General features: G+C 68.2%; 25 protein-coding genes. 9 read left to right on the top strand and 16 right to left on the bottom strand.

Features of this window, described 5'->3' with window-relative positions; genetic code table 11:
- Positions 1–11: 11 nt before the first annotated feature.
- Both NN4_RS37425 and NN4_RS37420 read left to right on the top strand, forming a co-directional pair.
- Positions 12–416 carry a GerW family sporulation protein gene (locus tag NN4_RS37425; protein WP_147141056.1) on the top strand — a complete coding sequence of 135 codons (405 nt, stop codon included), beginning with the start codon at positions 12–14 and terminating at the stop codon, positions 414–416.
- An 86-nt stretch (positions 417–502) separates the two neighbouring features.
- The gene (locus NN4_RS37420; RefSeq protein WP_147141054.1) at positions 503–1099 is read left to right on the top strand and encodes a hypothetical protein; all 597 of its coding nucleotides are present in this window, start codon (positions 503–505) and stop codon (positions 1097–1099) included.
- Between the two features lie 499 nt (positions 1100–1598).
- Here NN4_RS37420 and NN4_RS37415 read toward each other — a convergent pair whose 3' ends face one another.
- Together NN4_RS37415 and NN4_RS37410 are read right to left on the bottom strand one after the other, a co-directional pair.
- On the bottom strand, positions 1599–2579 hold the full coding sequence (locus tag NN4_RS37415) for an aldo/keto reductase (protein WP_147141052.1): 981 nt from the start codon (positions 2577–2579) through the stop codon (positions 1599–1601).
- 2 nt (positions 2580–2581) lie between these two features.
- Positions 2582–3460 (bottom strand): EamA family transporter, encoded by an 879-nt coding sequence (locus tag NN4_RS37410; protein WP_147141050.1) that lies wholly within the window; start codon positions 3458–3460, stop codon positions 2582–2584.
- 129 nt (positions 3461–3589) lie between these two features.
- On the opposite strand from NN4_RS37410, the gene NN4_RS37405 reads away from it, so the two are divergent.
- Entirely contained in the window at positions 3590–4018 is a 429-nt protein-coding gene (locus NN4_RS37405) for an Lrp/AsnC family transcriptional regulator (RefSeq protein WP_281289452.1), read from the top strand.
- Positions 4019–4093: 75 nt separating this feature from the next.
- Here NN4_RS37405 and NN4_RS37400 read toward each other — a convergent pair whose 3' ends face one another.
- The 4 genes from NN4_RS37400 to NN4_RS37385 form a co-directional block, all read right to left on the bottom strand.
- Positions 4094–4870 (bottom strand): hypothetical protein, encoded by a 777-nt coding sequence (locus NN4_RS37400; RefSeq protein WP_222595239.1) that lies wholly within the window; start codon positions 4868–4870, stop codon positions 4094–4096.
- Positions 4871–4936: 66 nt separating this feature from the next.
- Positions 4937–5146, bottom strand: coding sequence for a hypothetical protein (locus tag NN4_RS37395; protein ID WP_147141048.1), 210 nt, complete (start codon positions 5144–5146; stop codon positions 4937–4939).
- A gap of 59 nt (positions 5147–5205) precedes the next feature.
- Positions 5206–6153, bottom strand: a complete 948-nt coding sequence (locus tag NN4_RS37390) for an ADP-ribosylglycohydrolase family protein (protein ID WP_246181296.1) — start codon at positions 6151–6153, stop codon at positions 5206–5208.
- Positions 6154–6207: 54 nt separating this feature from the next.
- Entirely contained in the window at positions 6208–7077 is an 870-nt protein-coding gene (locus NN4_RS37385; protein ID WP_147141047.1) for an LLM class flavin-dependent oxidoreductase, read from the bottom strand.
- A 197-nt stretch (positions 7078–7274) separates the two neighbouring features.
- Between NN4_RS37385 and NN4_RS37380 the strand changes: the two genes are divergently transcribed.
- The 4 genes from NN4_RS37380 to NN4_RS37365 all read left to right on the top strand — a co-directional run bounded on the left by NN4_RS37380 (position 7275) and on the right by NN4_RS37365 (position 10889).
- A complete protein-coding gene (locus NN4_RS37380; RefSeq protein ID WP_147141077.1) occupies positions 7275–7847 on the top strand; it encodes a MepB family protein in 573 nt (190 codons plus the stop codon).
- A gap of 133 nt (positions 7848–7980) precedes the next feature.
- Complete coding sequence (locus NN4_RS37375) at positions 7981–9732, top strand: flavin monoamine oxidase family protein (protein WP_147141044.1); 1752 nt, start codon at positions 7981–7983, stop codon at positions 9730–9732.
- Positions 9733–9762: 30 nt separating this feature from the next.
- On the top strand, positions 9763–10362 hold the full coding sequence (locus NN4_RS37370) for a hypothetical protein (RefSeq protein WP_147141043.1): 600 nt from the start codon (positions 9763–9765) through the stop codon (positions 10360–10362).
- A gap of 92 nt (positions 10363–10454) precedes the next feature.
- Positions 10455–10889, top strand: coding sequence for a YybH family protein (locus tag NN4_RS37365; RefSeq protein WP_222595237.1), 435 nt, complete (start codon positions 10455–10457; stop codon positions 10887–10889).
- Here the strand turns inward: NN4_RS37365 and NN4_RS37360 are convergent.
- A complete protein-coding gene (locus NN4_RS37360; protein WP_147141038.1) occupies positions 10879–11421 on the bottom strand; it encodes a DUF6886 family protein in 543 nt (180 codons plus the stop codon). The genes NN4_RS37365 and NN4_RS37360 overlap by 11 nt on opposite strands.
- Positions 11422–11547: 126 nt before the next feature.
- Between NN4_RS37360 and NN4_RS37355 the strand changes: the two genes are divergently transcribed.
- Positions 11548–11745 (top strand): hypothetical protein, encoded by a 198-nt coding sequence (locus tag NN4_RS37355; protein WP_147141036.1) that lies wholly within the window; start codon positions 11548–11550, stop codon positions 11743–11745.
- Positions 11746–11913: 168 nt separating this feature from the next.
- Here the strand turns inward: NN4_RS37355 and NN4_RS37350 are convergent, their stop codons facing one another.
- Positions 11914–12309, bottom strand: coding sequence for a nuclear transport factor 2 family protein (locus NN4_RS37350; RefSeq protein ID WP_147141034.1), 396 nt, complete (start codon positions 12307–12309; stop codon positions 11914–11916).
- A 263-nt stretch (positions 12310–12572) separates the two neighbouring features.
- Here NN4_RS37350 and NN4_RS37345 point away from each other — a divergent pair, with 263 nt between their 5' ends.
- Complete coding sequence (locus tag NN4_RS37345; RefSeq protein WP_147141032.1) at positions 12573–13055, top strand: hypothetical protein; 483 nt, start codon at positions 12573–12575, stop codon at positions 13053–13055.
- A gap of 4 nt (positions 13056–13059) precedes the next feature.
- On the opposite strand, the gene NN4_RS37340 is transcribed toward NN4_RS37345, so the two are convergent.
- The 8 genes from NN4_RS37340 to NN4_RS37305 all read right to left on the bottom strand — a co-directional run.
- Positions 13060–13848: an ABC transporter permease gene (locus NN4_RS37340; RefSeq protein ID WP_107656203.1), complete on the bottom strand. Its 789-nt coding sequence runs from the start codon at positions 13846–13848 to the stop codon at positions 13060–13062.
- On the bottom strand, positions 13835–14794 hold the full coding sequence (locus NN4_RS37335) for an ABC transporter ATP-binding protein (RefSeq protein ID WP_147141029.1): 960 nt from the start codon (positions 14792–14794) through the stop codon (positions 13835–13837). The genes NN4_RS37340 and NN4_RS37335 overlap by 14 nt, the downstream gene beginning before the upstream one ends.
- Positions 14757–16304, bottom strand: coding sequence for an SDR family NAD(P)-dependent oxidoreductase (locus NN4_RS37330; protein WP_147141028.1), 1548 nt, complete (start codon positions 16302–16304; stop codon positions 14757–14759). The genes NN4_RS37335 and NN4_RS37330 overlap by 38 nt, the downstream gene beginning before the upstream one ends.
- Entirely contained in the window at positions 16301–16549 is a 249-nt protein-coding gene (locus NN4_RS37325) for an acyl carrier protein (RefSeq protein ID WP_159080353.1), read from the bottom strand. Before NN4_RS37325 ends, NN4_RS37330 begins: the two co-directional genes overlap by 4 nt.
- Positions 16539–18281, bottom strand: coding sequence for an HAD-IIIC family phosphatase (locus NN4_RS37320; protein WP_147141025.1), 1743 nt, complete (start codon positions 18279–18281; stop codon positions 16539–16541). Before NN4_RS37320 ends, NN4_RS37325 begins: the two co-directional genes overlap by 11 nt.
- A gap of 2 nt (positions 18282–18283) precedes the next feature.
- The gene (locus NN4_RS37315; protein WP_147141024.1) at positions 18284–19243 is read right to left on the bottom strand and encodes a cysteine peptidase family C39 domain-containing protein; all 960 of its coding nucleotides are present in this window, start codon (positions 19241–19243) and stop codon (positions 18284–18286) included.
- Entirely contained in the window at positions 19240–21006 is a 1767-nt protein-coding gene (locus NN4_RS37310; protein WP_147141022.1) for a fatty acyl-AMP ligase, read from the bottom strand. Before NN4_RS37310 ends, NN4_RS37315 begins: the two co-directional genes overlap by 4 nt.
- The coding region (locus NN4_RS37305; protein WP_147141020.1) for a non-ribosomal peptide synthetase at positions 21003–26558 on the bottom strand (5556 nt) is incomplete at its 5' end. The genes NN4_RS37305 and NN4_RS37310, both read right to left, overlap by 4 nt.

The raw sequence follows: 26558 nt of genomic DNA, 5'->3' as shown, positions 1-26558 counted from the left end.
GGTTCACGGCAATGGAGGCAGCGCAGGAGCCTGACCCCTCGCTCAATGCGATCGAACGGGCGGACGTCGCAGCGATCTCTGCGGAACTGCGGCAGCAAGAGGCGGGCGTTCTCGGTGAGCAGGCCCGTGCGGCAACAGTATTCGGTGAACCCGTCACTGCCGAGGGCATCACAGTCATCCCCGTCGCGCGCGCACGCTTCGGATACAGTCGCACCGGATCCAGCGACGGAGCCGAAGGCGGCGGCGCAGACGTACGCGCCATGGGCTACATCGAAATCCGTGACGGCACAGTCCGTTACCGCCCGATCGGCAACCGAGGGAGCCGTGCCATCACAGCACTGATCGGCCTCGCCTCAGGACTCGCCGCTTCGAGAATCATTCGCGTCCTGCGCAAGGATTCCCGCTCCTGGCTCTGATCAAGTCTGCCGGCGTATCCTGCACCGGCTGAGCAGCCCGGACTAACCCACCCGCGCCGCCCACGGTTCCGTGCGATGCTGCCGATGTGGAGATCTGGGAGCACGACGGCAATCTGTACGAGGTCAGCTCGTACTACTGCCTGCCCGACGACGCCTGGACCTATGCACTGCAAGGGATTACCGGCCCGCCCGGCACCGAACCGCACCTCGATGTCAGCGTTGCGGACAAGACTCCCGACAAGGGCCCGTTCGCCCCGAAATCCCAGCACTACGTGGTGGTGAGCTTCGGCCCGGGCTCGATCCCTTGGCTGGTCCTGCGCCGGTTCCGCGACCATGTGCAGGCCTCCGGAGACATCGCCACGAACAGCCAACAGACTGAGGTGGTCGGCGATATCCGGCGGTCCAACAACGCCTGGCACTACGGGGACCAGCGATGCGAGGTCAACTCGTTCTACTTCAGCGACCGCGAAGTATGGTGCTACGAACTCTGTGTGCCAGACCCGGATCCCAACACCAACACCTACCTCGAAGTGCTCGTCCCAGACCTAACACCGAACGGCCCGTTCACTCCGGCCACAGTTGACCGGGCGGTGCTGACCCCACACGGCAAGGTGAACCTTCCCTGGCCCTTGTTCACCCACTTCATGTCGGCGGTGGAGTCGGCCGAGGACATCGCAACCTAAGCTCCCCCGCCCCGCCGCCGACGGTTCCTGCGCACCAACCACCTTGCGCCACCATCGACTGCGATCACGGACCACAGCTCGGACGAGATCGGCGGTCTTCTCAGTCAAGCCTCGTGTTCGGTTGCGCCTCGACAAGCGCCTGTAGTTCGGCATGTTCCTGCTCCGGAAGCCGGCCACAGCTGTAATCGCCGCCACGTCCCGTCCGGCGGGCCGCTGATCACTGAACGGGACATGAGGGCACGACCACTCGCGCTTCGCCGCCGTCATGTCCCGTTCGGCGGGCTGCTGATCACCGAGGGGGACGTCAGGGCGTGCCTGCTCTTGTTTGGCGCTGTCACGTGCCGCCTGTCCGCCGATGCCGGAAAAGCACGCCGGGAGCGAGCGGCTGCTGACTCGCATCGTTCGATGGGACGGGCGTGGGTCCGGCAAAGCCTTTCAGCGCGCGGCGTCGGCACATCGAGTATGCGGACCCTAGCGCGAACGTCGTTCCACGCCAGCGCTATTGGTGGCCTAGTACGGGGTGCGGGCGATACGGCGCTTGCAATGCCGCAATCTCCTTCTCGCTCAACCGGATCGGGACCGCGGCGACTGCATCTTCGAGGTGCTTCGTCTTCGTCGCTCCGATGATCGGCGCGGTTACCCCGGGGCGGCCGAGTAGCCAGGCGAGGGCGATCTGGGCTGGTGGGAGGTCGCGTTCGGCGGCTACCTTGCGTACCGCATCGACTACGTCGAAGTCCTCGTCGGTGTACATGGCGTCCGCGATGGGGTCGGTGCCGGAGCGCACAGTGGTCTGGCCGCCGCCGCGTTCGCGGGAGCCGGTGAGCAGGCCGCGGGCGAGTGGGCTCCACGGGATGATGCCGACGCCCTGGTCTCGGCAGAGTGGGATCATTTCGCGCTCTTCCTCGCGGTAGGCGAGGTTGTAGTGGTTCTGCATCGAGATGAATTTCGTCCAGCCGTTGGTCTCGGCGACGTGCTGCGCCTTGGCGAACTGCCAGGCGAACATGCTGGAGGCGCCGATGTATCTGGCCTTTCCGGCGGTGACGACGTCGTGCAGGGCGTTCATGGTCTCTTCGATCGGAGTCTCGTTGTCCCAGCGGTGGATCTGATACAGGTCGACGTGGTCGACGCCGAGCCGGTCGAGCGAGGCGTCGATAGCGGACATGATGTGCTTGCGGGACAAGCCTTTGTCGTTCGGGCCGGGTCCCATCGGGAAGTAGACCTTGGTGGCGAGCACGTAGTCGTCGCGGCGGGGAAACAACTGGGCGAGCAGCCGACCGGTGATCTGCTCGCTGGCCCCGTCGGAGTACATGTCCGCGGTGTCGAAGAACGTGACGCCCGATTCGACGGCCTGCCGGACGATCGGTGCCGCGGCATCCTCATCGAGCATCCAGGCCCACGAGTCGGGACTGCCGTAACTCATCATGCCGAGGCAGATCCGGGACACGGTGAGACCGGAGATGCCCAACCTGAGGTACTCCATCGCTACTCCTTGCTTTCTTGGTGGATCAGGACACCGACGGCGATCAACGCGATGCCGGTCAACTCCTGGAGGGTGGGGATCTGGGTGAGCACCACGATCCCGATCACCGTCGCGACGGCGGGCAGGATGCTCAGCATCAATGCGAAGGTGTGGCGGCGTAATCGGGCCATGGCGAGTTGGTCGGTGACATACGGGATGACCGACGAGCAGACGCCGACGCCCACGCCGGCCAACAGCGCCGCCGGGCTGGTGAGGGCGGGAATCGCCGAGCCGAGGCAGAACGGTGTCGCGACGACTGCGGCGATCAGCATCGCGGCGGCGAGCTGGTCGATGCCGGACAGTCCCCTGTCGGTGTTCGCGATCCGGTGGCCGAGGACCACATAGAGCATGAACAACGCGCAGTTCACGAAGGCGAAGACGAAACCCCATGGTGCACCGGCCAACTGGATATCGACTAACGCGACCACCCCGGCTATGGCGAGCACCAGGGCGATACCGTTGCGGCCGTTGCGTATACCGATCGCGGCGAGCACGATCGTGCCGAGGAACTCGATCGCCCCGACGGTGGCCAGCGGTAGCCGTTCGATGGCCAGGTAGAACGTCGCGTTCATGGTCGCGAGCACCACACCGAGCCCGAGCAGTACCCACCGCTGCTCCGGCGTGAGCCGACGAACCAGCCGCCACGGCTTACGCCATATCGCGAAAACTACTGCGGCGGCAGCGATTCGCAGCCAGGCTACGCCGAGCACGTCGACGCGGGCGAACAGCAGCACGGCGAAGGCGGGCCCCAGATAGTGGAAGATCGCGCTGATGCCGAAGTAGGCCGACGCGGGCACCCGCGGTGCGGTTCGCCGCGTAGCGAGCCCGGACGGTGTTGTCATGCGGAGTATCTTGCTAAGAAATACCCACTGCCGGAATGGCATTATCCAGGAAGATGGCTCGAGTTGGCTGGAAAATCAAAGCAAAACGGTCGAGATTCCTTTACCGGGCGATCGCGGCTGCTGGACGCTGTGAACGTGCGGCTGCTCAACGAGCTGCACGCGGATCCACGGCTGTCCATGTCCGAGCTCGCCCGCCGGGTCGGCATGTCGGCGCCCGCGGTCACCGAGCGGGTGCAGCGGCTGGAACGCGGCGGCGTGATCACCGGCTTCCGGATGGAGGTCGACCCGGCCGCCCTCGGCATGCCGGTGACCGCGCTGGTGCGCATCCGCCCCGGCCCCGGCCAGCTCCCGAAGATCGTTGCGGCGGCCCGAGATACACCGCAGGTGGTGCAGTGCTTCCGGATCACCGGCGAGGACTGCTTCCTGCTCCAGGTGCACGGACCGTCGATCGGTCAACTCGAGGAGATACTCGACGGGTTCCTCATGTTCGGGCAGACGACCACGTCGATCGTCGTCGCCGAGCCGGTGCCGCGCCGGCCGCTGCCCATTCCGTCCTGACCCCGTAAGTCTCGGTCAGTGCGGAATGCAGCAGTGCGGACGCGGATTCGGGCGTGCCGACAGCGCTGGCGGTCTTCACCAACTGCCCTCGAAGAAGGCTAGGAGGGCGGGGGCCGAGTCTGTGGCGGTGGATGTGTTCACTACGGCGATGATGAGCGCGGCCAGCGACACCACCGCGAAGAGCGCGCCGAAGGAACCCCATACACGCCGGGATCGGTTGTCGGACGAGTTCGTTCGCGCGAACATTGTCCACGACGCGATGCTCATGGCGATGAGGATGAGGGTCGCGACGGCGGCGATCACGGCCATGGCCAGGTGGTAGCGGGCGAAATCGCTGATCATCACGTCGAGGGCGGGCGGGGTTCGGCCACCTGCACTCAGGGAGTCGGCGAGTTGCAGGCGGATCTGGTCGAGCGTGTCGGCGAGCGGCCCGTCGGGTGCGCCGGTCGTCAGCATCGGCAACAGGGCGGAGAAGGGGGCTACCGCACCCTGGATGTTGGCCATTACCAGCACTGATGAGGCGAGGGCGAGCAGCGTGACAAGTCCGCCTGCCGAGGCGAGAGCCGGGCTGTTTCGGGTACCACGCAGGAATGCCCGCCAGAGCAGAACCGCGAGTGCCACGAGCACGACCAGCAAAACGGCCGCTATCAGGGCTTTGACTACGTGGTAGCGGAACCAATAATCGACGACGTCCGATAAGGCAGGCGGGAAGTCCCGGTCGCCGGAGCTCCAATATTCGACGAACGCCACGCGGAGGGCCGCGCGAAGGCTGCTTTCATCACCGAAGCTTTCGCTCGAGCCGTTCGCCGCCACCTTGCCAGGAGCGGCGACGAAAGCAACCACCAGACCCACGGCGAGCGTGACGAGCAGGGCGACCGAACGACCGGTGGACCGCGAAGCGTTTGCGGACACGCGTGCCTAGACCAACTCGATCTCGTCGAATCCGACGGTCAGGCTGTGCCGCCGCTCCCGCAGCACATTCCCTTCCCGGTGGACCGCACCCTCACCGAAGTCGAGGCGCAGCTTCGCGGTCCCGGCGTCGACCGCCCGCACGACCGCGCAGACACCGCTGAACGGCCCTTCCGGGAAGTAGACGACGTCACCTGGCGCATATTCGGTAAACCCCACGTCGTCAGAGTAATCGAACTGCCGACCCGGCAGGGGGACCCGCAGGTCAGCCGAGCACCTCAGGATGCGCCGGTCAACCAGCTCCGAACGCGACCGATGCCGGAACGTTTGCGTCGGCGTGGCGGATCGAACCAGTCGGGCAGCGGTTCGCGCGCGGCGAGCCAGTACTGCGGCACTCCGGCGGTACCCGTGTAGGCGGCGACGATTCCGCCGACGATGGCGCTGGTCGTGTCGATATCACCGTCTGCCGCAATGCATGTCGTGATCGCGGTCCGGTAGTCGTGCAGATGTGCTGCGGCGACCCACATCGTGAACGGCACGGTGTTCTGCGCGGTGACCCGAGAACCGTTGCCCAGTTCGGCCGCGGCCTCGGCAACGGAGGCGCCGAGCAGGGCGCGGGCACGGTGAATCAGGCGGGTCGTCTCACCGTCGTCGAGGCGGTCGAGGACGGCGGTGATGAACTCCGCTGGCGTGGGCCTAGTTCCGCTCAACCGGGCGTGCGCGGCTTGCCCGGCCGCGAGTGCCACCGCGACCGTGCCGAGGACACCTTCACGATGCATATGTGTTACCTGCGCCGACCGGACCGCTTCGGCGACAATCCTTTTCGGGTCACCGGCGTAGAAGGCGCCCAGCGGGGCGACCCGCATGGCGCCACCGTTGCCACAGGAACCCTGGTTGTCGTACGCCGCGCCGGACACCTCCCGCCAGTGCGCGCCCTCCCGAATCCGACGCAACGTGCTGACGGCGATGAAGCCGTACTCACGGCGCGGGTCGAAGCGTCGTGCGAAGGCAGCGGCCAGCCGATCCTGGTCGATGCCGCCGTGGCGGCCGAGCTCGGCGACCACGGAGCAGGCCATTTCGGTGTCGTCGGTCCAGCCCCACGGGCCTGCCGGGAGATTGTCGGTGCCGAGATCCGGAATCGACCGTCGCATGACGGGAAATTCCGCACCCAACGCGTCCCCCACGGACAGCCCGTCCAGTGAATCGAGCATCAAGTCGATATGCATCGCGTCCGATGGTAGCTGGGGCGGAGGAGGCCACCCCGGCTGGTAGCCAGTCCGTCAAAGGGTGGGAGGGCCCTGATTGATGCGTCGCATGATCGGTGCGAGTCGGTGCAGAGCATCGGTGGTCATCAGCTGGCGTTCGTCCCACCAGGTCGCGCCCACGTCGGAGAGTGGGGCGATCAGGTCTCGCGCCTTATCGGGATCGCCTGGACTGACGCCGCCGACTACGACCTCGAATGGCTTGTCCTGGTGTTCTTTTCGATGTTCGTGCACATAGGTGACGACCTCACGCAGCTCATCGACGGGCGGTACATGCCCGTGGCTCGCGCCGGTGAACAGGGGGACGACGCCGTCCCAGCGCGCGGCTCGGCGGAACGGGCGCCGACGGGGCCAGAACCCACCGATCCAGACCGGCGGGCGGGGCTGCTGCGTCGAGGCGGGCAGCAACGTGACGTCCCGGACCTCGTAATGCTTGCCGAGATGGTCGACTCGCGCGCCGGACCAGTAGCGCTGCAACAATTCCAGACCTTCGTCCAGACGCTCGGCGAGCACGACGGGATCGGTCGGCTCGCCGAAGCTGCCGAATTCGTCCGCTACCGGGCCACCGAGGCCCGCGCTGAAGATAACCCGGCCACCACTGAGCGAGTCCAAAGTCGCCACCTGGCGGGCGAGCTGCTCCGGCCGCCGCCGAGCCACCGGGGTAACCAAAGCACCCAGCCTGATCCGGGACGTCGCCAACGCTGCCGCAGTGAGCAGCATCCACGGATCACCGAACGGCTGCCCCCGCCGCTCCTCCTTGTCGTGCACCACGTGGTCCCAGATGAACAGCGCGTCCCAGCCCGCCTGTTCCGCCGCCACTGCCGCCATCGCCACCGTCCTGGCATCGGCGAAGTCCCCGAAGTTCGGAATGTTGATCGAGAAACGCATACCGGAATAGTGCTGGCCCGCACCCATCCCCCGCAACGGAATTGAATTCCGGGACAGCGCTACTCACCCGGAACGGCAGCACTCCCCACACCGGCGAAGCAGGGCGCGACTGCTGTACCAGCTTCGAGAAGGCCCGGCTCGGCCATTGCGGCCCGCCGAGTTCTGTCGGTGGCCCATGCCAAGGTGGCCGCGTGATCATGAACGGCGAGCGCGCCACCGACCTACCGCCCGCCGACCTGACGCCATGGTCGACGACCGTCATCGACGGCGACCTGCACACGGCGAAAGCGCTCGTGTACGACCCGTGCGGATTCGCCTGCTCACAACCGATCCCCGAAGCCGAGAGCGCCGCGTACGCCGCCCACTCGTTCACCGTCGACGGCCGCTCGATCCGGTTTCGCGCGGCCAAGACGACCCCCACCAAAGTCGGGCAATTCGTCACCGTGTGGAAGCGGTCCCCGGGTGGGCCGATCCAGCCCTTCGACCGCACCGACCCCATCGACCTCTTCGTCATCAGCACTCGGGAGCGGGATCAGTTGGGCCAGTTCGTCTTTCCTTCGCACGTGCTGCACGAGCGCGGGGTCCTCGCGTCGGGGGGCGACGGTGGGAAACGGGCCTTCCGCGTCTATCCGCCGTGGGCGCACACCGCCAACCGTCAGGCGGCCGGCGCGCAGGTATGGCAGCTGGAGCACTTCCTGCCACTGCACCGCGACAAACCGCTCGATGCGGCGCGTGCCCGGATGCTCTATCACCGATCAGCGAAAAGTTGACTGGCAGTGCGCATCTGCCACGAATCGCCCTTGCCACCGGCCGGGGGGTCGAGCTCACCGGTGGGGCCTGCGGATTCGGGTACCGTCTGCGGCCGTCATGGCGGAGCGGCTCCACGGTGCGGGAGGTTGGGGATTGGCAGAGAGTAGAGTTTCGCGGCGCCGTCTGATGCGCGGCGCCCTGGGGGCCGTCGCTTCCGGCGCTGTTGCGGCGACGGCGTGCGCGCCGGCCGCTTCCGAGAACGCCGGGCGTGACCGCAGTGCAGCGCTCGCCCGGCAGCTGCTCGGGGTCGATGAGAACGGAAACGACCGCACGCTGGACTACCTGAAGATCCTCGTCGATACCGGTCTGCCTGCGACGGATCGGCGCAAGAAGATCATTGTCGTCGGGGCCGGGCCTGCGGGGTTGAGCGCGGCGAATCTGCTGGCCGAAGCCGGGCATCAGGTCACGGTGCTGGAGGCCAACGGGAATCGAACGGGTGGGCGGGTCAAGACTTTTCGTGGCGTCTTCACCGATCCTGCCCTGCACGCCGAGGCGGGCGCGATGCGGTTGTCCAGTGCGCACCCGATGGTGTTGGCGCTCGCGGACAAGCTCGGGGTGCCGCGCAGGCCGTTCTACAACTCCGACGTGCTCGTGGAAACGCCCACTCCCGCGACTCCCCCGGTGTTCTATCGATCGCGCACCGGCGAGGAGTGGTCCAATGGGCCGAGGCAGCGTTACGTGCCACCGCCCGCGGCCGGGCGCGGTCTGATCAGGGTCAACGGAATCACCACCACCCGAGGCGAATACGCCGCGAACCCGGGTGCGGTGCACGCGGGCTTCGGCTGCGGATTGCCGGCCGCCAGCCGGCAAGTCCTCGGTGCCGCGTTGCGTCAGGTCGCGCTGCTGGCCGACCAGCCGATCGAGCGGCAGGTCGAGGGATGGACGGAGTTGCTGCACACCTACGAAAACCATTCCCTGCGACGCTATCTCAGGGAGCAGGGCTGGCCGAAGGAACGTATCGAGGCGGTCGGCACGCTGGAGAACCTGACCGCTCGCCTGCGGCACAGCGTCGTCTTCCCGCTCGTCGATCACACGCTGATCCCGTCCGATGCGACCTACTGGGAACTGGCGGGCGGCATGGCCTCGCTCACCGACGCCCTGACCGCGCGACTCGGGCCCGCCATCCTGATGGGTAAGCGAATGACCCGGCTGGAACAGACCGAGCACGGCGTACGGGTCTGGACCACCGGTGAGACCGGCGACGAGAGCTCCGACGGTCAGCCGACCGGTCCGGTCGAGTCGTTCGAGGCCGATTACGCGATCGTGGCCATCCCGCTCACCGCCGCCCGCTTCTGCACCTTCGACCCGCCACTGTCCTACGGCAAGCGCCGGGCCATCATCGAACTGCACCACGACGCGGCGACAAAAGTATTGCTGGAGTTCAAGACTCGCTTCTGGGAGCAGGGACCGACCGGGTTCCGCGGCGGCCGCTGCATCACGGATTCGCCGAGCCGGAACCTCTATTTCCCCTCGCACGTCGAGGATTCCGACGGCGGCGTGGTGCTGGCGTCCTACACCTTCGCCGACGATGCGATGCGCTGGGATTCGCTCACCGAGGGCGAACGGATCCACTTCGCGATGGCCGGGCTGCGCGAACTGTTCGGCCCGCGGGTGGACACCGAATTCACCGGCGTCGGCCTGACCCAGAGCTGGGTGCGCGCCCGCTACGCGCTCGGCGAGGCCGCCATCCCCACCCCCGGCCAACTGCACGACCACCACAGCGCCACCCGAACGGTCGAAGGCAGAACACATTTCGCCGGTGACCACACCAGCCTCGACACCGCGTGGATCCAAGGCGCCTTGGAAAGTGGCGTGCGCGCCGCAGTCGAGGTCCATCGACGCTGAGTACGTGACCGCTGTCGTATTGTCGGCAGCGTGAGTCCGGAGACGCCCGATATCCTCGAACAGAGCCGGGAACGGATCAGGCAAGCGCACGAGATCCTCGGCCGGTTGCGGCTTTTCGAGCGCTGGCAGGAGTTCGGGACGCCGGTCCTGGTGGGCGCGGTGGCCTGCGAGTTGGCGCTGGCGCCGGATATCGACGTGGAGATCTATTGCGACACACCACGGATCGAGGATGGCTTCGCCGTGTTGCGGGACTGCGCGATGCTCGACGGGGTGCGCAAGGCGCGGTTCGGCAACCACCTGAACGACGCCGACGAAGGGCTGTACTGGCGGCTCGACTACCGCGCCGCCGACGGCACCGACTGGAAGATCGACATGTGGGCGCTGGCCCGCGATCATCCGGGTCCGTGCGCCGCGCAACTGGTGCGTCCGCTGCGCGACGTGCTGACTCCGGAAACCCGGCGCGCGATTCTGGAGCTGAAGTCGCTGATGCAGCGCGAAGCGATCCCGCGGTGTCCATCCATCGACATCTACCGCGCCGTCATCGAGGGCGGGCTCCGTTCCGGCAGCGGCCTTTCCGAGTGGGTGGCGACGCACCCGCGCAGCGACCTCACGTTCTGGCAGCCCGGTTAGCGGCCGGCCGAATCTGTCGGTGGCTTCTGGCAGGGTGGGTTTCGACCAAACGTGCCTGCTGATCGTTCGGCGGGGGAAGCTGGAGGGGAATGATGACCGACGCGACGGACGAGGCGCAGATCCGGGCTGTGATCGATAAGTGGGTGGCGGCGTTCCGGGATCGCGATGTGGACGCGGCAATGGCGATCCATTCCGCGGACACGGTGTCGTTCGATATCGTGCCGCCGCTGCGATTCGTCGGAACGGACGCCTATCGCAAACCGTGGGAGGAGACCTTCCAGAACTTCTCCGGCCCGATCAATTTCGAGATCCGCGACCTGGACATCACCATCGGTGGTGATCTCGCCTTCAGCCGCAGCCTCAACCGGATGATGGGCACCATGGCCGACGGCCGGCAGACCGACCTCTGGTTCCGCTGGACCGCCTGTTTCCAGAAGCGCGACGGGCAGTGGCTCATCGTGCACGACCACACCTCGGCACCAACCGACTTCGCCACCGGGGCGGCGGTCCTCGACCTCACCCCGTAGCCCGAGGTCGCGCCGCACGCAGCCGGATGCCACTGAAACCGAGCGAACTGGCGGTAGCGGCATCCCAGAAGTCCCACAGATTCGGCAGGATGCGCAGCTGAATCCCGGCTTCCTCATGCAACTTCAGCAGATCGCCGACCTTGTGCGGAGGTGCCAACGGCTCGACCGGCACCGTCGCCACGTGCGCGTGCGATACCGGTGAGCCGAAGGGGCGGAAGGGCGCTGCGGGCAGGCGGTAGGCGAAAAGTGTTACCTGGCGCAGCGCATCGAGCCAGCCGTATTCGATGGCATGCACCCGTTCTCCCCCGCCGGGCCCGAGGATGGCGGTGCGATCGGCAGCGGTCGTGCTCGGCGTAACCCACGCCATGGCGCGCGGGCACGCCCGGGGAAACCAATAGTCGGGAGAACGGGCCCGATCCACAGCCCAGACATAGGCCTCCGGCTGACGCGCGGACGGCGCCACATGCGGCACGAAGTGTTCGATGGTCGGGTCCTCGGAAAAATGCAGGACTTCGCCCGGCTCGGGATACATGAGACTTCGCTACCACAATCCGGATCGGCGCGGCAGACAGTCGAACTGGTGTAGCAACTCGAGGGCGGCGGTTGCGCACGGCGTGGCGGCCGAAACGGTGGGGCGGTGTGGCGCGATGGGGACTGTATGCGTACCGACCTCACTTGCGGTGAGCGGCGGCAGGCCGTACGACGGCTGGTCGCCGTGTGCCATCTGATGAATCAGCTGGTCGATTTGGCGGAAGGGGGGTCGTCGGAGGCGTTGATCGCGCAGGCGCATGCGACGCGCCGACTATTACAGGATCTCGTTCTCGACATGGTGGCGACGGCCGACTCCGAGGGCTGAGGCGACAGGCCCGCCGATATTGCTTCGGCGCGCCGTCAATCCAGACGGGGGGCCAGACCGAACGTAGATGTGTAGGCATCGATGTTTCGGAATGAGGTCACCATGGCACACCCGAGGTTCGGTCCAGCCCGGCACGCAGCGACGTCCGCGGAGCCGTCGCGGCACCCCTCACTCGGCCGAGGCCGTGCGCCAGCACCAGGTGTCGGTGTACTGGTGCAACGCACTGATTTTCCCGTCCGAAACGTGCCAGACGTGCGCGAACTCGGCGTCCACGGCTTTGCCGGTCGCGCGGGCCGTGCCGCGGTAATGCCCGGTGACGATCACGGCATCGTCCTGCGCCTCGTACCAGTTCTCGGCGAACGGCGCGATCTCGAAGTCACCGAACACCGGCCCCCACACTCCGTTCAGCGCGGCCATCGGACCTTCCGGCGCGGTGTCGGTGACGCTGGGCATCCCGGGTGCGATGCGAGCCGTGAACCGTGGGTGCAGCGCGTCGAGGATCGCGGCGGCGTCGTCGGATTGTGTTGCCAGATAGAACTTTTCTACTACTTCCCGATTGCTCATAACTCGATATTAGAGGGATCGTTCTATATCAGCCAGCGGGGTGGCGGTGATTCAAGGCACAACCAGACGCGACGCGAGATCGGTTGCGCAGCAGGCTATGACCGGCGCCGCCACCGCAGCATTCGCGCGGCGTTTGCGGTGCCGCGCTGACACCGTGCGGCTATCATTTAGTTAATCGTTCGGTATACCGGGGGTCGGGTGGTAGCCGAGAGCAGCTCGGCGAGTCATGACAAGGCAGGGGTTGAGTGGCCACGATCGCGCAATTGAGGGCAATTCTCGCGGTGCTGCATATCGACCCGGGCGAGATGGATGTCCCCGCGCACAACGACACCGCGGTCGAACGCGCCAAGCTGGCGGCGCTGCTGCAACGGGTCTTCAGCAGTGAACTGCGCACCGCGGTCACCACCGCGCCGGACCAGAACGAGCTGGCCAGGCGCTGGACCGCGGCGAGCACCCAGCCCGCGTTGGACGGCGAAAACGCCACCGAACAGGCCCATTTCGACGCGCACTGGCTGCACAACCGGATCGACGCGCTGGCCCCGCGCGACACCTCCGACCAGGCCCCGGTGCTGCTCGACGCCGCGGCCAGGGCCGCCGAGGCCGCGCAGGTGCTGCTCTCACTGAGCAGCGGCAACCCGCACGGCGACGGCACCGAACCGCTCTGGCAGACCGCGCTCGATGACCTGGCTTCCGCGTTTCACCTGATCAACGACGAACACAACGCGATCACCCAGCCGATCGAGTAGCGCGTCAGCTCCGGCCGACCTTGCTGTGGTTGAGCCGGAATTTGAACAGGGCGACCAGTCCGCCCGCGACGCCGACGGCGAGCAGGATCAAGCACGGCTTGACGATGTCGCCGAAGCCGGCGCCGTGCAAGATGACGTCCTGATATCCCTTCAGCGCCCAGTACTGCGGCGTGTACGGCGACAACGCGCGGGCCCACGCGGGCAGGGTGTCGCGCGGGGTGATCGTGCCGGCGAGACCACCGATGGCGAGTGAGCCGACCTGCGCCATGATCGCGAGCTGATCGATGGTCCGGCACAGCGAGACGAGGGCGATGCCGAATCCCCAGGTCGCGACGGCGAGCGACGCGGTGAGCGGAACGAGCAGCCAGGTCGAACCCTTGCTGTGCAGGTCCCACAGTGTGAACGCGACCAACCACAAGAAGGTCAGCTGGAACACCGAGAACAGCACGGACGGGAACGACTTCCCGAGGATCACCTCCACTGCGCGCACCGGCGCGGCCCGCAACCGATCCCAGGTCCCCCACTCGTGTTCGCGGAAGAACGAGGCGCCGAGCAGCGTCGTGATGAAGAACGCGAACAGCACGATCGTGCCCGGTCCCGACTGCTCGATACCGGTGGCGTCGAAGTATCCGGTCAACCGCAACTGCGCCCGGTTCGCGGGAGTCAGGAACGCCATCATGCCGATGGGCAGCACCATCATCACGATCAGCTGGGCCGGATCGGAGCGGATGCGGCGCAGATCCGCCCAGGACAACGCGCGCACCCGATCGACGGCAGAGTCATGCAACAGCATCTCGGATTCCTTCCACGGGCTGGTCGACCGCGTCCTGCGCTGCGCGCATGATCGCCAAGTAGGCGTTTTCCAGATTCGGGTGATGGATCTCCGCGGCCAGCAGCTGGTCGGTGTCGGTGTCCAAGGTGGCGAACAACTGCGCGAGCAGCTGTCCCGGGGTGTTGGTCGGAATGTTCAATCGCTTCGACTCCAGCACCGCGGCGCCGGGCGCGGCGAGGAACCCGCCGAGGCTCGCGGGGATGGCCGCCGAGAACTCGAGGCTCACCGCCGCCTGCGCGTACTCCTCCACCAGATCCGAGGCACTGCCCTGCGCCAGGATTCGGCCTTCGTGCAGCACGACCACTCGCGCGTCGAGCACCTCGAGTTCGGGCAGATAGTGCGTCGCGTACACGACGGCGGCACCCTGGTCGGCCAGGTTGCGCACCTCGGCGAGCAGGTCCTGACGCGCCGAAACATCGGCGCCGACCGTCGGTTCGTCCAGCCACAGGACATCCGGCTCGTGCAGCAACGCCATCGCCGTATGCAGTCGCCGCTGCTGGCCACCGGAGAGTTGGTGCGCCCGCGTCTGTAAGAAGGGTGTGACGCCGAGCCGCTCGCCGACCTCCGCTATGCGCGCGGTCAGGTCCTTGCGACCGACACCCATCAGCCTGCCGAAGAAGATGAGGTTCTCCTCGGCGGTCAGTGTCGGGTACACGCCGAGCTCCTGCGGCGCGAGGCCGAGCTTGCGGCGCGCCTGGCGTGGCTTGCTGCGGATGTCGATGCCGTCGATGCGCACCGTGCCGGAATCCGCGGCGGTCAGCCCGGAGACGATCGAGGCCGTCGTGGTCTTGCCCGCGCCGTTGGGGCCGAGCAGTCCGACGATCTCGCCGGGCCGCACGGTCAGATCGATACCGGTGAGGACCTGTTTCCTACCGTACGACTTGTTCAGGTCGGCGATCTCCAGCATCCCGCACCTCCTCACTCAGAATTGGCCATGGTGCGCCCCAACCGGCGGCGCCGAGCACCGAGACTTCCCCGGCGACAACGTCTTGCGCGGAGAACGCGTTGACGATGTCGGCGGCGACCGGTGCGATGGGATTGCTCACGGCTCGTCCGCCCGGCGTGTTCGTCAGGTCGGTCCAGAGTCGCGGTGGCCGTACCACCACGACGTTCCAGGGATGGTGTCGCGCAACGTATTCCGCGAGACCCTCGACGGCAGCCTTGGCCGCCGCGTAGTGCGGCCACCAGCGCGGTGGCGCGAGTACCGCCTCCGAGGAGATCATCACCACGGTCGCTCCTTTGCGGAGCCGGGGCACGCACACCGACAGCGGAGCGAAGACCAGCCGGGTGCTCGCCGCCATGAACTGCGCGGCGGTTTCGACCGCGTCCGGTGCCAGCGGCAGCGTTGGAATGGCCGGTGCGGCAAGCAGAACCACGCCATCCAGGGGGCCTTCCGGCAATGCCGCGCCCAGCGCGTACCCGTCGCTGGCGTCGGCGAGCACCGGCCACAAGCGATCCCGGTAGGCGTGCGAGGCCGACGCGAGCACCTCGGGCGCCCGGGTGCAGCTCACCAGCACGCGCGCACCCTGGCTCGCCAAACCCAGTGAGACCGCGGCACCGAGCCCGCGGCTACCGCCGACGACCAGGATGGTGCGCCCGGCCAGCGTGTCCGACGGCGGCAGCACCGCGGCGAGTTCGGCCGGGTCCGGGCCGGGCACCGACTCCCTGATCAGACTCTGCACCGTGACGTCGGCACTGGCGCCGCAGCGCATGCCCGCACGCAAGGTGACGAGCCCGGATCGCCGGTCCACCTCGGGTTCGGCGGTCTCGAATGCGACGGCGCCGGAACCGGATCCGTGCAACACCACGGTGCAGGCGACGAGCAGGGCGTCCCGGCCCGGCGTGCACATGCCGGTCCAGTAGCTGGCCCAACCGAGCACCGCCGCAACATGTTCGGGAACGCGACCGCCGATGACCCGCGACACGAGTCCCGCGATGAGCGGATAGTCCACCGAGTACGAACCGCGCTCCTGGCCGGGTGACTGCGCGGAATCGCCTGCCACATCGGCCAATCCGAGTACTCGCGGGGCATCACGGCGCGGCTCGTCCTCGGCGGCGGGGCCGCACCACGGCAGCACCGAGCCGAGCCTGCATCGGATGCCGACCACCTCGATGCCGCCGAAGCTGACCCGGCCGCGGGCCTCGCTCTCCGACACCGTCCAGTCGACCTCGTAGCGACGGCCGGGAATCGTGGGCTGCCGGAACGTCGCCCGGATATCACGCACCGCCATCGGATCGGTGGTCTCGGCCAGCGCGGCCAGCGCCAGAGTGACCACCAGTGCGCCGTGCGCGACCGGCCTGCCGTACGGCGAGCGGTGGCCGAAGTCGTTGTCCACGTGCAGCGGGTTCCGATCGCCGACCGCAGCGGCGTAGGTCGCCACATCGGTATCGGTAACCCGGAACACCCTGCTGTTCATGACACCCGCTCCTGCCGTGCGGCCGCCACGATGGCGGCGATCTCGGCCAGCGACGGCTCCGAGGTGAGCGTGCGCTCCGGAAGTTCCACGCCGAAGGCGCGTTCCACCGCGTAGACCAGCCGCACCTGGGCGAGCGAGTCCCAGGTGTCCATGTCCGCGCGGACCGTGTCGGGGCCGTGTGCGGCCGGCTCGCCGACCACCTCGGCGAACAGCTCGAGCAACTGTTCCATCAGATCAGTAGCCATGTTGCACCTGCGCCTCTCGCACATGCGGGCTGCGTGCGGGCACGCCGCCCGAAAGGTCGTAACCGAACACCGACCCCTGCTCGGACTCCGCGTCCAGCGCGAAGCCCTGCCCGGGGTACAGATCGCGCACCAGCGCGTTGCGGGCGGTCGGCAGATACCGGCCCACCAGTCGCGAACTGCCCTGTGCCAGCGCCCATTCGGCGGCGGCGGCCAGCAGATTGTTCTCCACGTTCCGCCCGATCACCCGGCAGCTGAGCAGCAGCGTGTCGATCTCGACGGTGCCGCCGAGGTCTTCAGCGAGCAGCACACCGACGATGCCGTGATCGGCGAAGCGGTCCCGCAGGCGCAGCGTGGCTGCGAACCACTGTGGGTCCTCGGCGATCTTGCGGACCTGGGTCTGGGTGTGCCTGCGGGTGGTCAGGTTGAACTGGTTGGTCTTGGCGATCAGCTGCGCCGCCCGGTCGAGGGTGGTGCTGTTGATCGGCTCGATGGTGGCCACCATCTCCAGACCGGCCAGGAACTCGTCGAGGTTGTCCGTCGCGGTCCGCTCGGCGGCGGCGAGGGCCTGGTAGGAGCGCTGTCTGGTGAAGTCCTCGCTGGACAGCGAGCCCGGGTGCAGCCACGGCAGCGCCGCCAGTTCGGGGGCGAACTTCGCGGCGGACGCGGGCAGGCACAGCGCGCGCACCTCCGGGTGTGCCGCGGCGACCTGGGCGCATTCGGCCGGATTGTCGTCCACGAACACAAAACTCGACAGGCCGAGCCGGATCTTGTCCGAGATTTCTTGCAGCTGTTCGGATTTGGGCCGCCAGTCGGCGACGATGTGGGTGAAGTCCTCGACCCGGAGCACCATGCCCGGGGCTTCTGCGATGGCGCGCAGTGCGAGGTCACGATCGTTCTTGCTGGCCACCGCGAGCAGCACGCCGCGCTCGGTCAGTGCGCGCAGGTAGCGCTGGAAGTCGGCGAACGCCTCGCCGTCCGCGCCGGTGCCGACGCGAATGCCGTCGATGCCGTCGTCGCCGAGGATGCCGCCCCACAGGGTGCCGTCCAGGTCGACGACCACGCAGCGCGCCGAACGGCCACGGTCGGCGGCGATGGTGTCGGCGATGGCCGCGGCGAGCCAGGGCAGGCTGTCCGGTGCGTACGGCTGGCGGACGCGGTACCAGCTGCGCGGGTCTTCCCACTGCCGCAAGCCGACCTGGGCGGCCAGCTGCTCGACGTCGACGAAAAGCACTCGGCCCGCGGCATGTTCGGCGAGCCGGGCGTTGACTTCCCGAACCCGATGGGACAGCGATTGCGGCGCGCGCCAGGCCGCCGGGCCGTAAGCGTCCACCGCGGGCGGCGCGAAACCAAGCTGGACGACCCGGACACCGGAGCGCGCGGCCGCGTCCCAGAGGCCGACCCAGCGGTTGACGGTCTCGTCCACCGTGCCGGTGATGTCGTGGTGCGTACCGGCCAGCACCACGTAATCGCCCTCGCGGAACGGTGTTTGGGGCGCGAGCAGTACCTGCTCGACCTGACCGAACGGAAACGACAGCAGTTCCGGCGTCAACCCGGCCCTGGCGCCTGCCACCGGCAGCAGTTCGGCGAGGAAGTCGGTGGTGTAGGTGGCCAGCAGTGCCATCCGCACCGCGACGGCGGGCGTACCGGGCTCGCGCGCAAGCGCCTTCGCCCGCTGCGTCCACGTCACGTAGCCGTCGGCGGGTGAAAGCTCTACTGCCACATCGGTCGCCATGGCTACTCCCCCTCCGTACGGGGACGGTGTGCGAAGGCCAGGTGCTTGCCTTCGAATTCGGCCAGTGACAGCAAAGTTTCGGCGATGTGCGCGGTGTGCACGGTGCGGCCGCCGGCGGCGCGCATCCTCGCGTGCATCAGCAGCGGCGGCAGTTTGCGCCATTGCGTCACCGCGCGTTCCCAGTGGTCGCGACCATCGGCATCGAGCAGCTCGGGATCGAGGTCGGCCGCCCAGAGCAGCAGTTCGCGCTGGCGAAGTGCCTGCCACAGATCGTCCAGCTGCGTGAAATCGTCCGGTGTCGCGGCGAACTGGTAGCGGCTGGCCAGCGCCACCAGTGCGTCGCCGCCGACGAGACGGTCCTCGCGCGGCGACAGCGGCGCGACCGGATGGGATTCGAGCCACCGGTAGGTCCGGCCGGCATGAATCGCGTTGGAACCGGCCATCGCTCGTTCTCGCAGCAGTGCGACGGTGTCGTCCGCGCCGAGACCCACCGACCAGTCGCGCAGTTCCCCCGCCGAGAGCACCGGAACCCGTTGCCCGGCTTGCTTGCCGAGCTCGGTGGTCATCGTGAGCGGGTCTTCCACCACCCAGCCGTCGAGGGTCTCGACGATGGCGAGCCAGTGCGGGGCGTGCCAGCGCTGGTAGCCGTGCTGCCACGGCAGGTGGAAGATGTCGGCGAGCAGGACCACCGAACCGCGCTCGGCCACTTGCTCTTCGAGCGCGTGATAGGCCGTCGCCCAGTCGTCCGTGCCGTTCACCCGGAGGCCGAGGGCGGGCAGCGGCGGGGTGGCGTCGTGCTCGAACAGCAGCAGATCGTCCTCGGCGGGGCTCACCGCGAGCGTCGGGCCGCCCGCGAGCAGCGGCCGCCACCACCGGGTTTCGCCGCGGGCCACGAGCGCGCTGGCCAACGCCGCGGTGAAGCAGGTCAGCTTGTCGCCGTGCGGGGCGAGGGCGGTGGTCACTTCGCACCCGGCAAGCGGAGCGTGCCGTCGAGGTAGGCGGTGCGCGAGGCCGAACGCTGGATCTTGCCGCTCGACGTGCGCGGGATCGCGCCGGGGCCGAGCAGCACCACCTCGTGCACGCCGACGTCGTGAACGGTGAAGATGGCCTGGCGCACCGCGTTTCGCAGTGCTTGCGCGGTGGCTTCGTCGTCGCTGGGGATCCTGGCCTCGATCAGCACCACGATCTTCTCCTGCACACCGACCTCGACGGAGAACGCCGAGCAGCGACCCGGCAGCACCAGCGGGTGCGCCTGCTCGGCGGCGTCCTCCAGATCCGGCGGGTAGTAGTTGCGGCCATCGATGATGATCAGGTCCTTGAGCCGGGTGGTCGGATAGACCTCGCCGTCGTGCAGGAAGCCGATGTCGCCGGTGCGCAGGTAGTACTTGCCGTCGCGCGGCGCGAGCTCGCCGCGGAAGGTGTGTTCGGTCTCCTCCGGCCGGTTGTAGTACCCGGTGCAGACGGCCGGGCCCGCGACCCAGATCTCGCCGAGGCGGTCCTCGGGCAGCGGCTCCCTGGTCTCCGGATCCACGATCTGGATGGTGGTGCCCGGCGCCGCGGCACCGCCGCTGACGATGCTCGCGCCGTCCTGCGCGACGACCACCTGGCCCGAGGCGAGCGCCTCGCGGTCCACCGTGAGCGTCTGCACGCCGGACAGGGTTCGCCAGTTCACCGACACGATCAGCGTCGACTCCGCCAGCCCGTACCCGGCGATCAGGCTCGACCGCGCCAGGCCGTGGTCGGCGAAGGCCGCATGGAACTTCTCGATGGTGCTGACCCGCACCGGCTCCGCGCCGGACAGGGCATACCGCCACCGGCTCAGATCGATGCCTTCGAGCTCCTTGGGGCCGATACGTTCGGCGCAGAGCTCGTAGCCGACGTTCGGCGAGGCCGCGAAGACCTGCGCGGGGTGGTCGCTGATCGCCTGCAGCCAGCGCTGCGGCCTGCGCAGGAACGATGTCGGCGACATCTGCACCACGCCATGGCCGTTGATGATCGGCATGATCACGCCGACCATCAGGCCCATGTCGTGGAACAGCGGCAGCCAGCTGACGAAACCGACCTCCTCGTCGGCGGAGACGCCGACGTGATACATCATTTCGTAGACCTGCCTGGCGTTGTCCAGCAGTCCGCGATGCGGCACCATCACCCCGGCGGGCGTGCGGGTGGAGCCGGACGTGTATTGCAGCAGGGCGATCTGCTCGCGGTCCACCAGGACGGGTTCCCAGTCGATCGCGAGCTTCTCGTCCACCTCGCCGGTGGTCACGATGAGGCGGGTGGTGTCGGTGGGCGAATTATCCAGCCAGGCAGTCACATTGGCCAGTGCACCGTCGGTGGTGACGAGGCAGGCCGGGTCGGCGTCGACACAGACCGCGTCGATGCGCCCGTTGGAGTTGTGCGCGCTCGGCGGATACAGCGGCACCGCGATGATCCCGGCGTAGAGGCAACCGAAGAACGCCTTCACGTACTCCAGGCCCGGCGGAAGGAGCAGCACCGCGCGGTCGCCGGGGCGCGCGACCTGGAGCAGGGTGGCCGCATATGCCCGTGCCGCACGGTCGATCTCGGCGTAGGTGAGCGACTCGGTCTCGCCGTGCTGGGACGACGAATCCGGGTAGTGCAGGAAGCTGTACGCGACCCGATCCGGTCGCAGCGCGGCCTGGTTGGTCAGCGCGCGCACCAACGTGTCGTACTCGAGCGCGCCCCCGGTGAGCAGTGTTGTGGTCATACTCCGACCTCCTGTGGTGACGGCGCGGCGAGGAAGCCGACCTTGCGGAAGTAATCCAGGTAGCGGATGAACAGGTCACGGGAGACCGGCGGGCACTGCACGCCCACCGAATCCAGTGCGGTGACGGCCTGGTCGACGTCGAACTGGATCAGCGGGGTGAGCCCGCCGTTGGCGCTCAGCAGGCTCAGCACGCTGAAGGACGCCGACCCCGGGCCCGCGCTCGCGGCGTGCGCGGCGATCGCGTCGCGCCACTGGTCGAGGGCGACCAGGCGCACCGGCCGGCCGCTTTCGCGCAGCCAGCCGATCGCGTCGGTGAAGCCGCACGGCTGCGGGTTGCGCAGGTGGTAGATGTGCGTGCCCGGTTCGGCGTCGCGGGCCAGTTCGACCATGGCCGCGCCGGTGAAGTCGGCGGGGGCCAGGTCGACGGCGAAGTCCACCTCGGGCGCGAGACCCACCTCCTGGCTGGCCTTGACCAGCAGCCAGAAGAAGTCGCTGGTCTGGCAGGCACCGGTGCGGCTGTCACCGCCGATGCGGCCGAGCCGGAACACGCTCACCGGCAGGCCACGCTCGCCCGCCTCGGTGACCAGACGTTCAGCCACCCACTTGCTCTGCAGATAGCCGAGCGACAGCTGGGTGGGGTCCTGGGCGGGCAGCGGTGCCGCGACCCGGCCGTCGACCGCGTCACCCGGGCCGAGCACATACAGCGAGGACACGAAATGCAGTGGCGCGCCGCTGGTTCGGGCCAGCGTGATGAGCTCCTGGGTGCCCTGGATGTTGGCCGCCGCCAGCACCCGGTACGGCAGCGCGAAGTTCACCTGCGCGCCGTTGTGGTAGATCGCGTCGATGGTGCGGCCCAGCAGCAGGAACTGCTTCTCGGACAGCCCGAGTCGTGGCTCGGCCAGGTCGCCCAGGACGGGGATCACCCGGTCGAACGCCACGCGGGACAGTTCGTAGCTGTCGAAGGTGGCGGCCAGCCGTGCCAGCCCCTCTTCTTTGCTGTCCGCCCGCACCAGGCAATGCACGCGAGAATCGGTGCGTGCCAGGAGTTCATGAAGCAGGAAGGCGCCGACGAAGCCGGTCGCGCCGGTGAGCAGCACCTCGCCCGTGCTGTGCGGGGTGGCGGTCCACGGTGCGGCGGGCCATGATTCGATCGCCGTGGCCACCTCGGCCTCGAGATCGATCGCTTCCTCCGCCGCGGTCTCCCCGGCGAGCAGGGCGACCACACCGGCCACGGTCGGCCGGGCGAAGAGCGAGCCGAGCGGAATGTCTTCGCCGAAGGTTTGTTTCAGCCGCAGGATCAGCTGCGCCGCGAGCAGCGAGTGACCGCCGAGGTCGAAGAAGTTGTCTTCGCGACCCACCCGCGGGATGCCGAGGACGTGGGCGAAGACGCCCGCGACCCGCTGTTCCAGCGGGGTGCGCGGCGGCTCGTACTCCAAGGTGTTGCGGCGCAGGACCGGGGCGGGCAGTGCGCGACGGTCCAGTTTTCCGTTGGTGGTCAACGGGAATTCGTCCAGCACGAGCACCGCGGCGGGCACCATGTGCTGCGGCAGTCGCCGGGCCAGGTGAGCACGCACATCGACGACCAGATCGTCCCGTGCCTTGACGCGCAAGGGATCCGAGATGACCAGATCGTCCGGCCATTCGGCGTCCCGGGCCGCCGGGATGGCCGGCAAGGGGACGTCCCAGCCGGTCACCACGACGTCGTATCGGCCGCCGGGGCGGCGCAGCGCCTCGAAGCGGTACGGCAGCCGATCGGCGAGGGCCAGGTAGTCCTCCGGGTTCACGCCACCGGAATCGGCGAGGGCGGCCCGGATCTGGGCCGCACCGGCCCGGCCGCGCTGCAACTCGGCGACCACCGCGAGTGGACCGGCTACCCGCGCGTCGAGAACATCGGCGATCAGCACCGCTGCGGGACGGTCGCGCTCTAGCAGGTCCGCCAGCTGCTGCGGCGTTGTCGTGGCGTCGAGCAGTTTCGGGCGCACCGGTAGTCCGCGCTCGCCCGCGTACAGCACCGCGTCGTAGCGGAATCGGGACATCTCGTTGAGGTGCTCGCCGCGCTTCAGCCGGATCCTGGAGCCGGTCAGCGACGGGTGCGCGGCTACGAAGTCCTCGAAATATTGTGGCGCGATGACCAATTCGGCGTCCCGGTCGAGAGCGGCGCGCACGGCAGGCGCGAGCTCGGCGGCACCGGCGGACGGCGCGTTGGTCGCCTCTACGGTCGCGTGGAACGACTCGCTGAGCGTGAGGTCGCGGACGTCGCCGACGAACAGCACGCCGTCGGGGGCGAGCAGGCCGGCCACCGAGTCCAGCACCCGGGTCAGGTAGTCGGCGCTCGGGAAGTACTGCACCACCGAGTTGATCAGGATGACGTCGTACGGGCCCGCGACGTCGTAGGGCAGTTCGTCGGCGGCGCACAGGTCCAGCCGGACGTGCTCCAGATCCCGGTTGCCCGCGACAATCTTGGTCCGCACGTTCTCGATGGCCGAGGCGGAGACGTCGGTGGCGTCGTAGACCGCGCACTGCGGTGCGAGCCGAGACAGCAACAGGCCGGTGCCGCAGCCGATTTCGAGGACGCGCTGCGGTGCGAGCGTGCGCACCGCGGCGACGGTGGCCTCGACCCATTCCCGCATGTGCTCCTCGGGGATGGCGGCGTTGGTGTAGGAGTCGTTCCACCCGGAGATATCGAAATCGGCGGCACCGTCGTGACCTTGGCGGTAGGTGCTGTTGAAGACGATCTGCCAGTTGGCGACCTGGTCCTGTTCCGCCTCGGCCGCGTCGGCGGCCGCGTCGCCGGGGGTGAAATAGGCGACCAGAGAGAGGTTTCCGCCGGTGTCCTTGCGCGCCAGCACAACCGACTGGTCGACGCCCGGGTGCGCGGTGATCGCGGCCTCGATCTCACCGAGTTCGATGCGGAAGCCGCGCACCTTGACCTGCTGATCGATCCGGCCGAGGTACTCGAGATCGCCGTCGGCCCTGCGGCGGGCGAGATCACCGGTCCGGTAGACCCGGCGGCCGCCGAGCACCGGGCTTTCCACGAAACGTTCGGCGGTGAGATCGTCACGGTTCAGGTAGCCGCGCCCGACACCTGGGCCGGAGACCAGCATCTCCCCTGCCACACCGTCAGGCACTGGACGACCAGCCGGATCGACGATCAGCACGCCCAGATCGGGCAGTGGGACACCGATCAGGCTGCCCGCCGCCGACACCACATCCGCGCGGGTGAGCTCGCGATAGGTGACGTGCACGGTCGTCTCGGTGATGCCGTACATGTTGACCAGCCGCGCGGACTCGCCGTAGCGGTCGAACCATGGTGTGAGCGTGGACAGATCGAGCGCTTCGCCACCGAAGATCACCCAGCGCACCGACAGCTCCGTGCCCGGTGCGTTCTCCAGCGCACGCAGCAGTTGGGTGAACGCCGACGGGGTCTGGTTGAGCACCGTGACCTGTTCGCGCGCAAGCAGTTCGGCGAACTCCGCGGTGGACCGGCTGACCGAGCCGGGGACCACGACCAATCGGCCGCCGTACAGCAGCGCGCCCCACATCTCCCAGACGGCGAAGTCGAAGGAGTACGAGTGGAACATCGTCCACACGTCCTGCGGGCCGAAGTCGTACCAGCGCCTGGTGGTGGCGAACAGGCGAACCACATTGGCGTGCTCGATGACCACGCCCTTGGGGACGCCGGTCGAGCCCGACGTGTAGATCACGTAGCACGGATCGTGCGGTTCGGCCGTCGCCAACGGCAGATCGGGCACGGTCTCGTCCGGTGACCGGTCGATAAGCAGCAGCTCGGGGCCCGATGCCGCCGCCGAGACCAGCGAGCTGTGGCTGATCACGAGCCGCGCACCGGAATCCGCGATCATGAACTCGATCCGGTCGGCCGGATACATCGGGTCGAGCGGCACATAGGCGGCGCCGGCCCGCAGCACCGCGAGGATCGCGACGACCACCTCGGCGGACCGCTCGAGGTGAATGCCGACGAACGAGCCGCGGCCGACACCGCGGGCGCGCAGGCGCTGCGCCAGCTGATCGGCGGTGGCCGCCAGCTCGGCGTAGCTCAGTGCGCTGTCGCCGAAGGTGAGCGCCACCGCGTCGGGGGTCTGGATCGCCTGCGCTGCGAAGAGTTCGGGCAGCGTCCGGGCTGGCTCGGTGGCGGGCTCACTGGGCAATGCCGCGGCCAGCGCGCGTTCCCGCTCGGCCGGCTCGAGGAGGTCCAGCTCCGGCAGTGCGGTGTCGGGCTGGGCGACCACGGCGGTGAGCAGGGCGACGAAGTGCCGGGCGATGGCGACGACGGTGGGCTCGTCGTAGAGATCGACGTCGTATTCGAAGGCGCCGACCAGTTCCGCGCCGACCTGACGCAAAGTAACCAGCACGTCGAATTTGGTAGTGCCCGAATGGACTTCGACGTATTCGGCGCTGAGTCCGGGGATCGCGAGTTCCGGGAGCGCGGTGTTCTGCAGCACGACGGCCGTGCGGAACAGTGGCGAGTGGCTGAGTTCCCGATCGGGCCGCACATGCTCGACGACGAGGTCGAACGGCGCCTCCTGGTGGTCGAACGCGTCGAAGACGACGCGCTGTTCCCTGGCGAGCAGCTCGCGGAACGTCGGCGCACCGGACAGATCCGTCCGCAAGGCGAGCGCGTTGACGAAGAACCCGATGAGCGGCTCGATCTCCGGCCGGTTGCGGCCCGCGATGGGCGTGCCGACGGTGATGTCCTCCGCGCCGGTGTAATAGCGAAGCAGCGCTTTGAATCCCGCCATCAGCGCGATGAACAGGGTGGCCGGTCGATCGTTCACCCTGACCTCGTCGGCGAGGTACCGCAGCCCCGACAGCACCGGCGCCGGGATAATGAACGGCACTCTGGCGCCGCGGTTTTCCGGCTCGAGCGCGCGCGGGCGGTCGGGATGGAAGGTGACCAGCGGCGGTTCGTCGCCGAGCACGCCGCGCCAGTAGTCGAGGTCGGCGCCGAACTTGTCCTGCTGGGCGAGATCCTGGAGCCACGTCGCATAGTCGGGGTATTGCAATGGCAGGGCGGGCAATTCGGGTTGGTGCCTGCCTGCGGTCAGATCGGCATAGGCCGACATCAGCTCGGTGGCGAACACCCCGAGCGACCAGCCGTCGGAGATGATGTGGTGCATCGCGACCGCGAAGATCGAATCGTCCTCGCTCAACCGCACCAGCAGCACCTCGACCAGCTGACCGGACAGGTCGAACACGGTCCGGCTGAACTGCTCCACCTGCGCGATCGCGTCGGCGAGCGGTCGTTCCGCATCGAGCTGCCCCGGGGACACCATGGTCATCGGCAGGGGCGCCACCGGTCCGACCACCTGGACCGGAACACCGTCGCGCACTTCGATGCTGGTGCGCAGCGACTCGTGCCTGGCCACGACCAGCGACAGCGCGCCCTGCAGGGCCGCGACGTCGAGGTGGCCGCGCAGGCGAAGCGCCAGCGGCATGGTGTAGGTCGCCCGATCCGGGAAAAGCTGCTCCAGGAACCAGATCCGCTGCTGCGCGGCCGAGAGCGGCGCGGCGGCAGTCGGGTCGGGGCGGCGCGG

The organism is Nocardia ninae NBRC 108245, assembly GCF_007990755.1.
Taxonomy (GTDB): Bacteria; Actinomycetota; Actinomycetes; order Mycobacteriales; family Mycobacteriaceae; genus Nocardia; species Nocardia ninae.
This window is presented reverse-complemented; position numbering and strand designations above follow the sequence as displayed.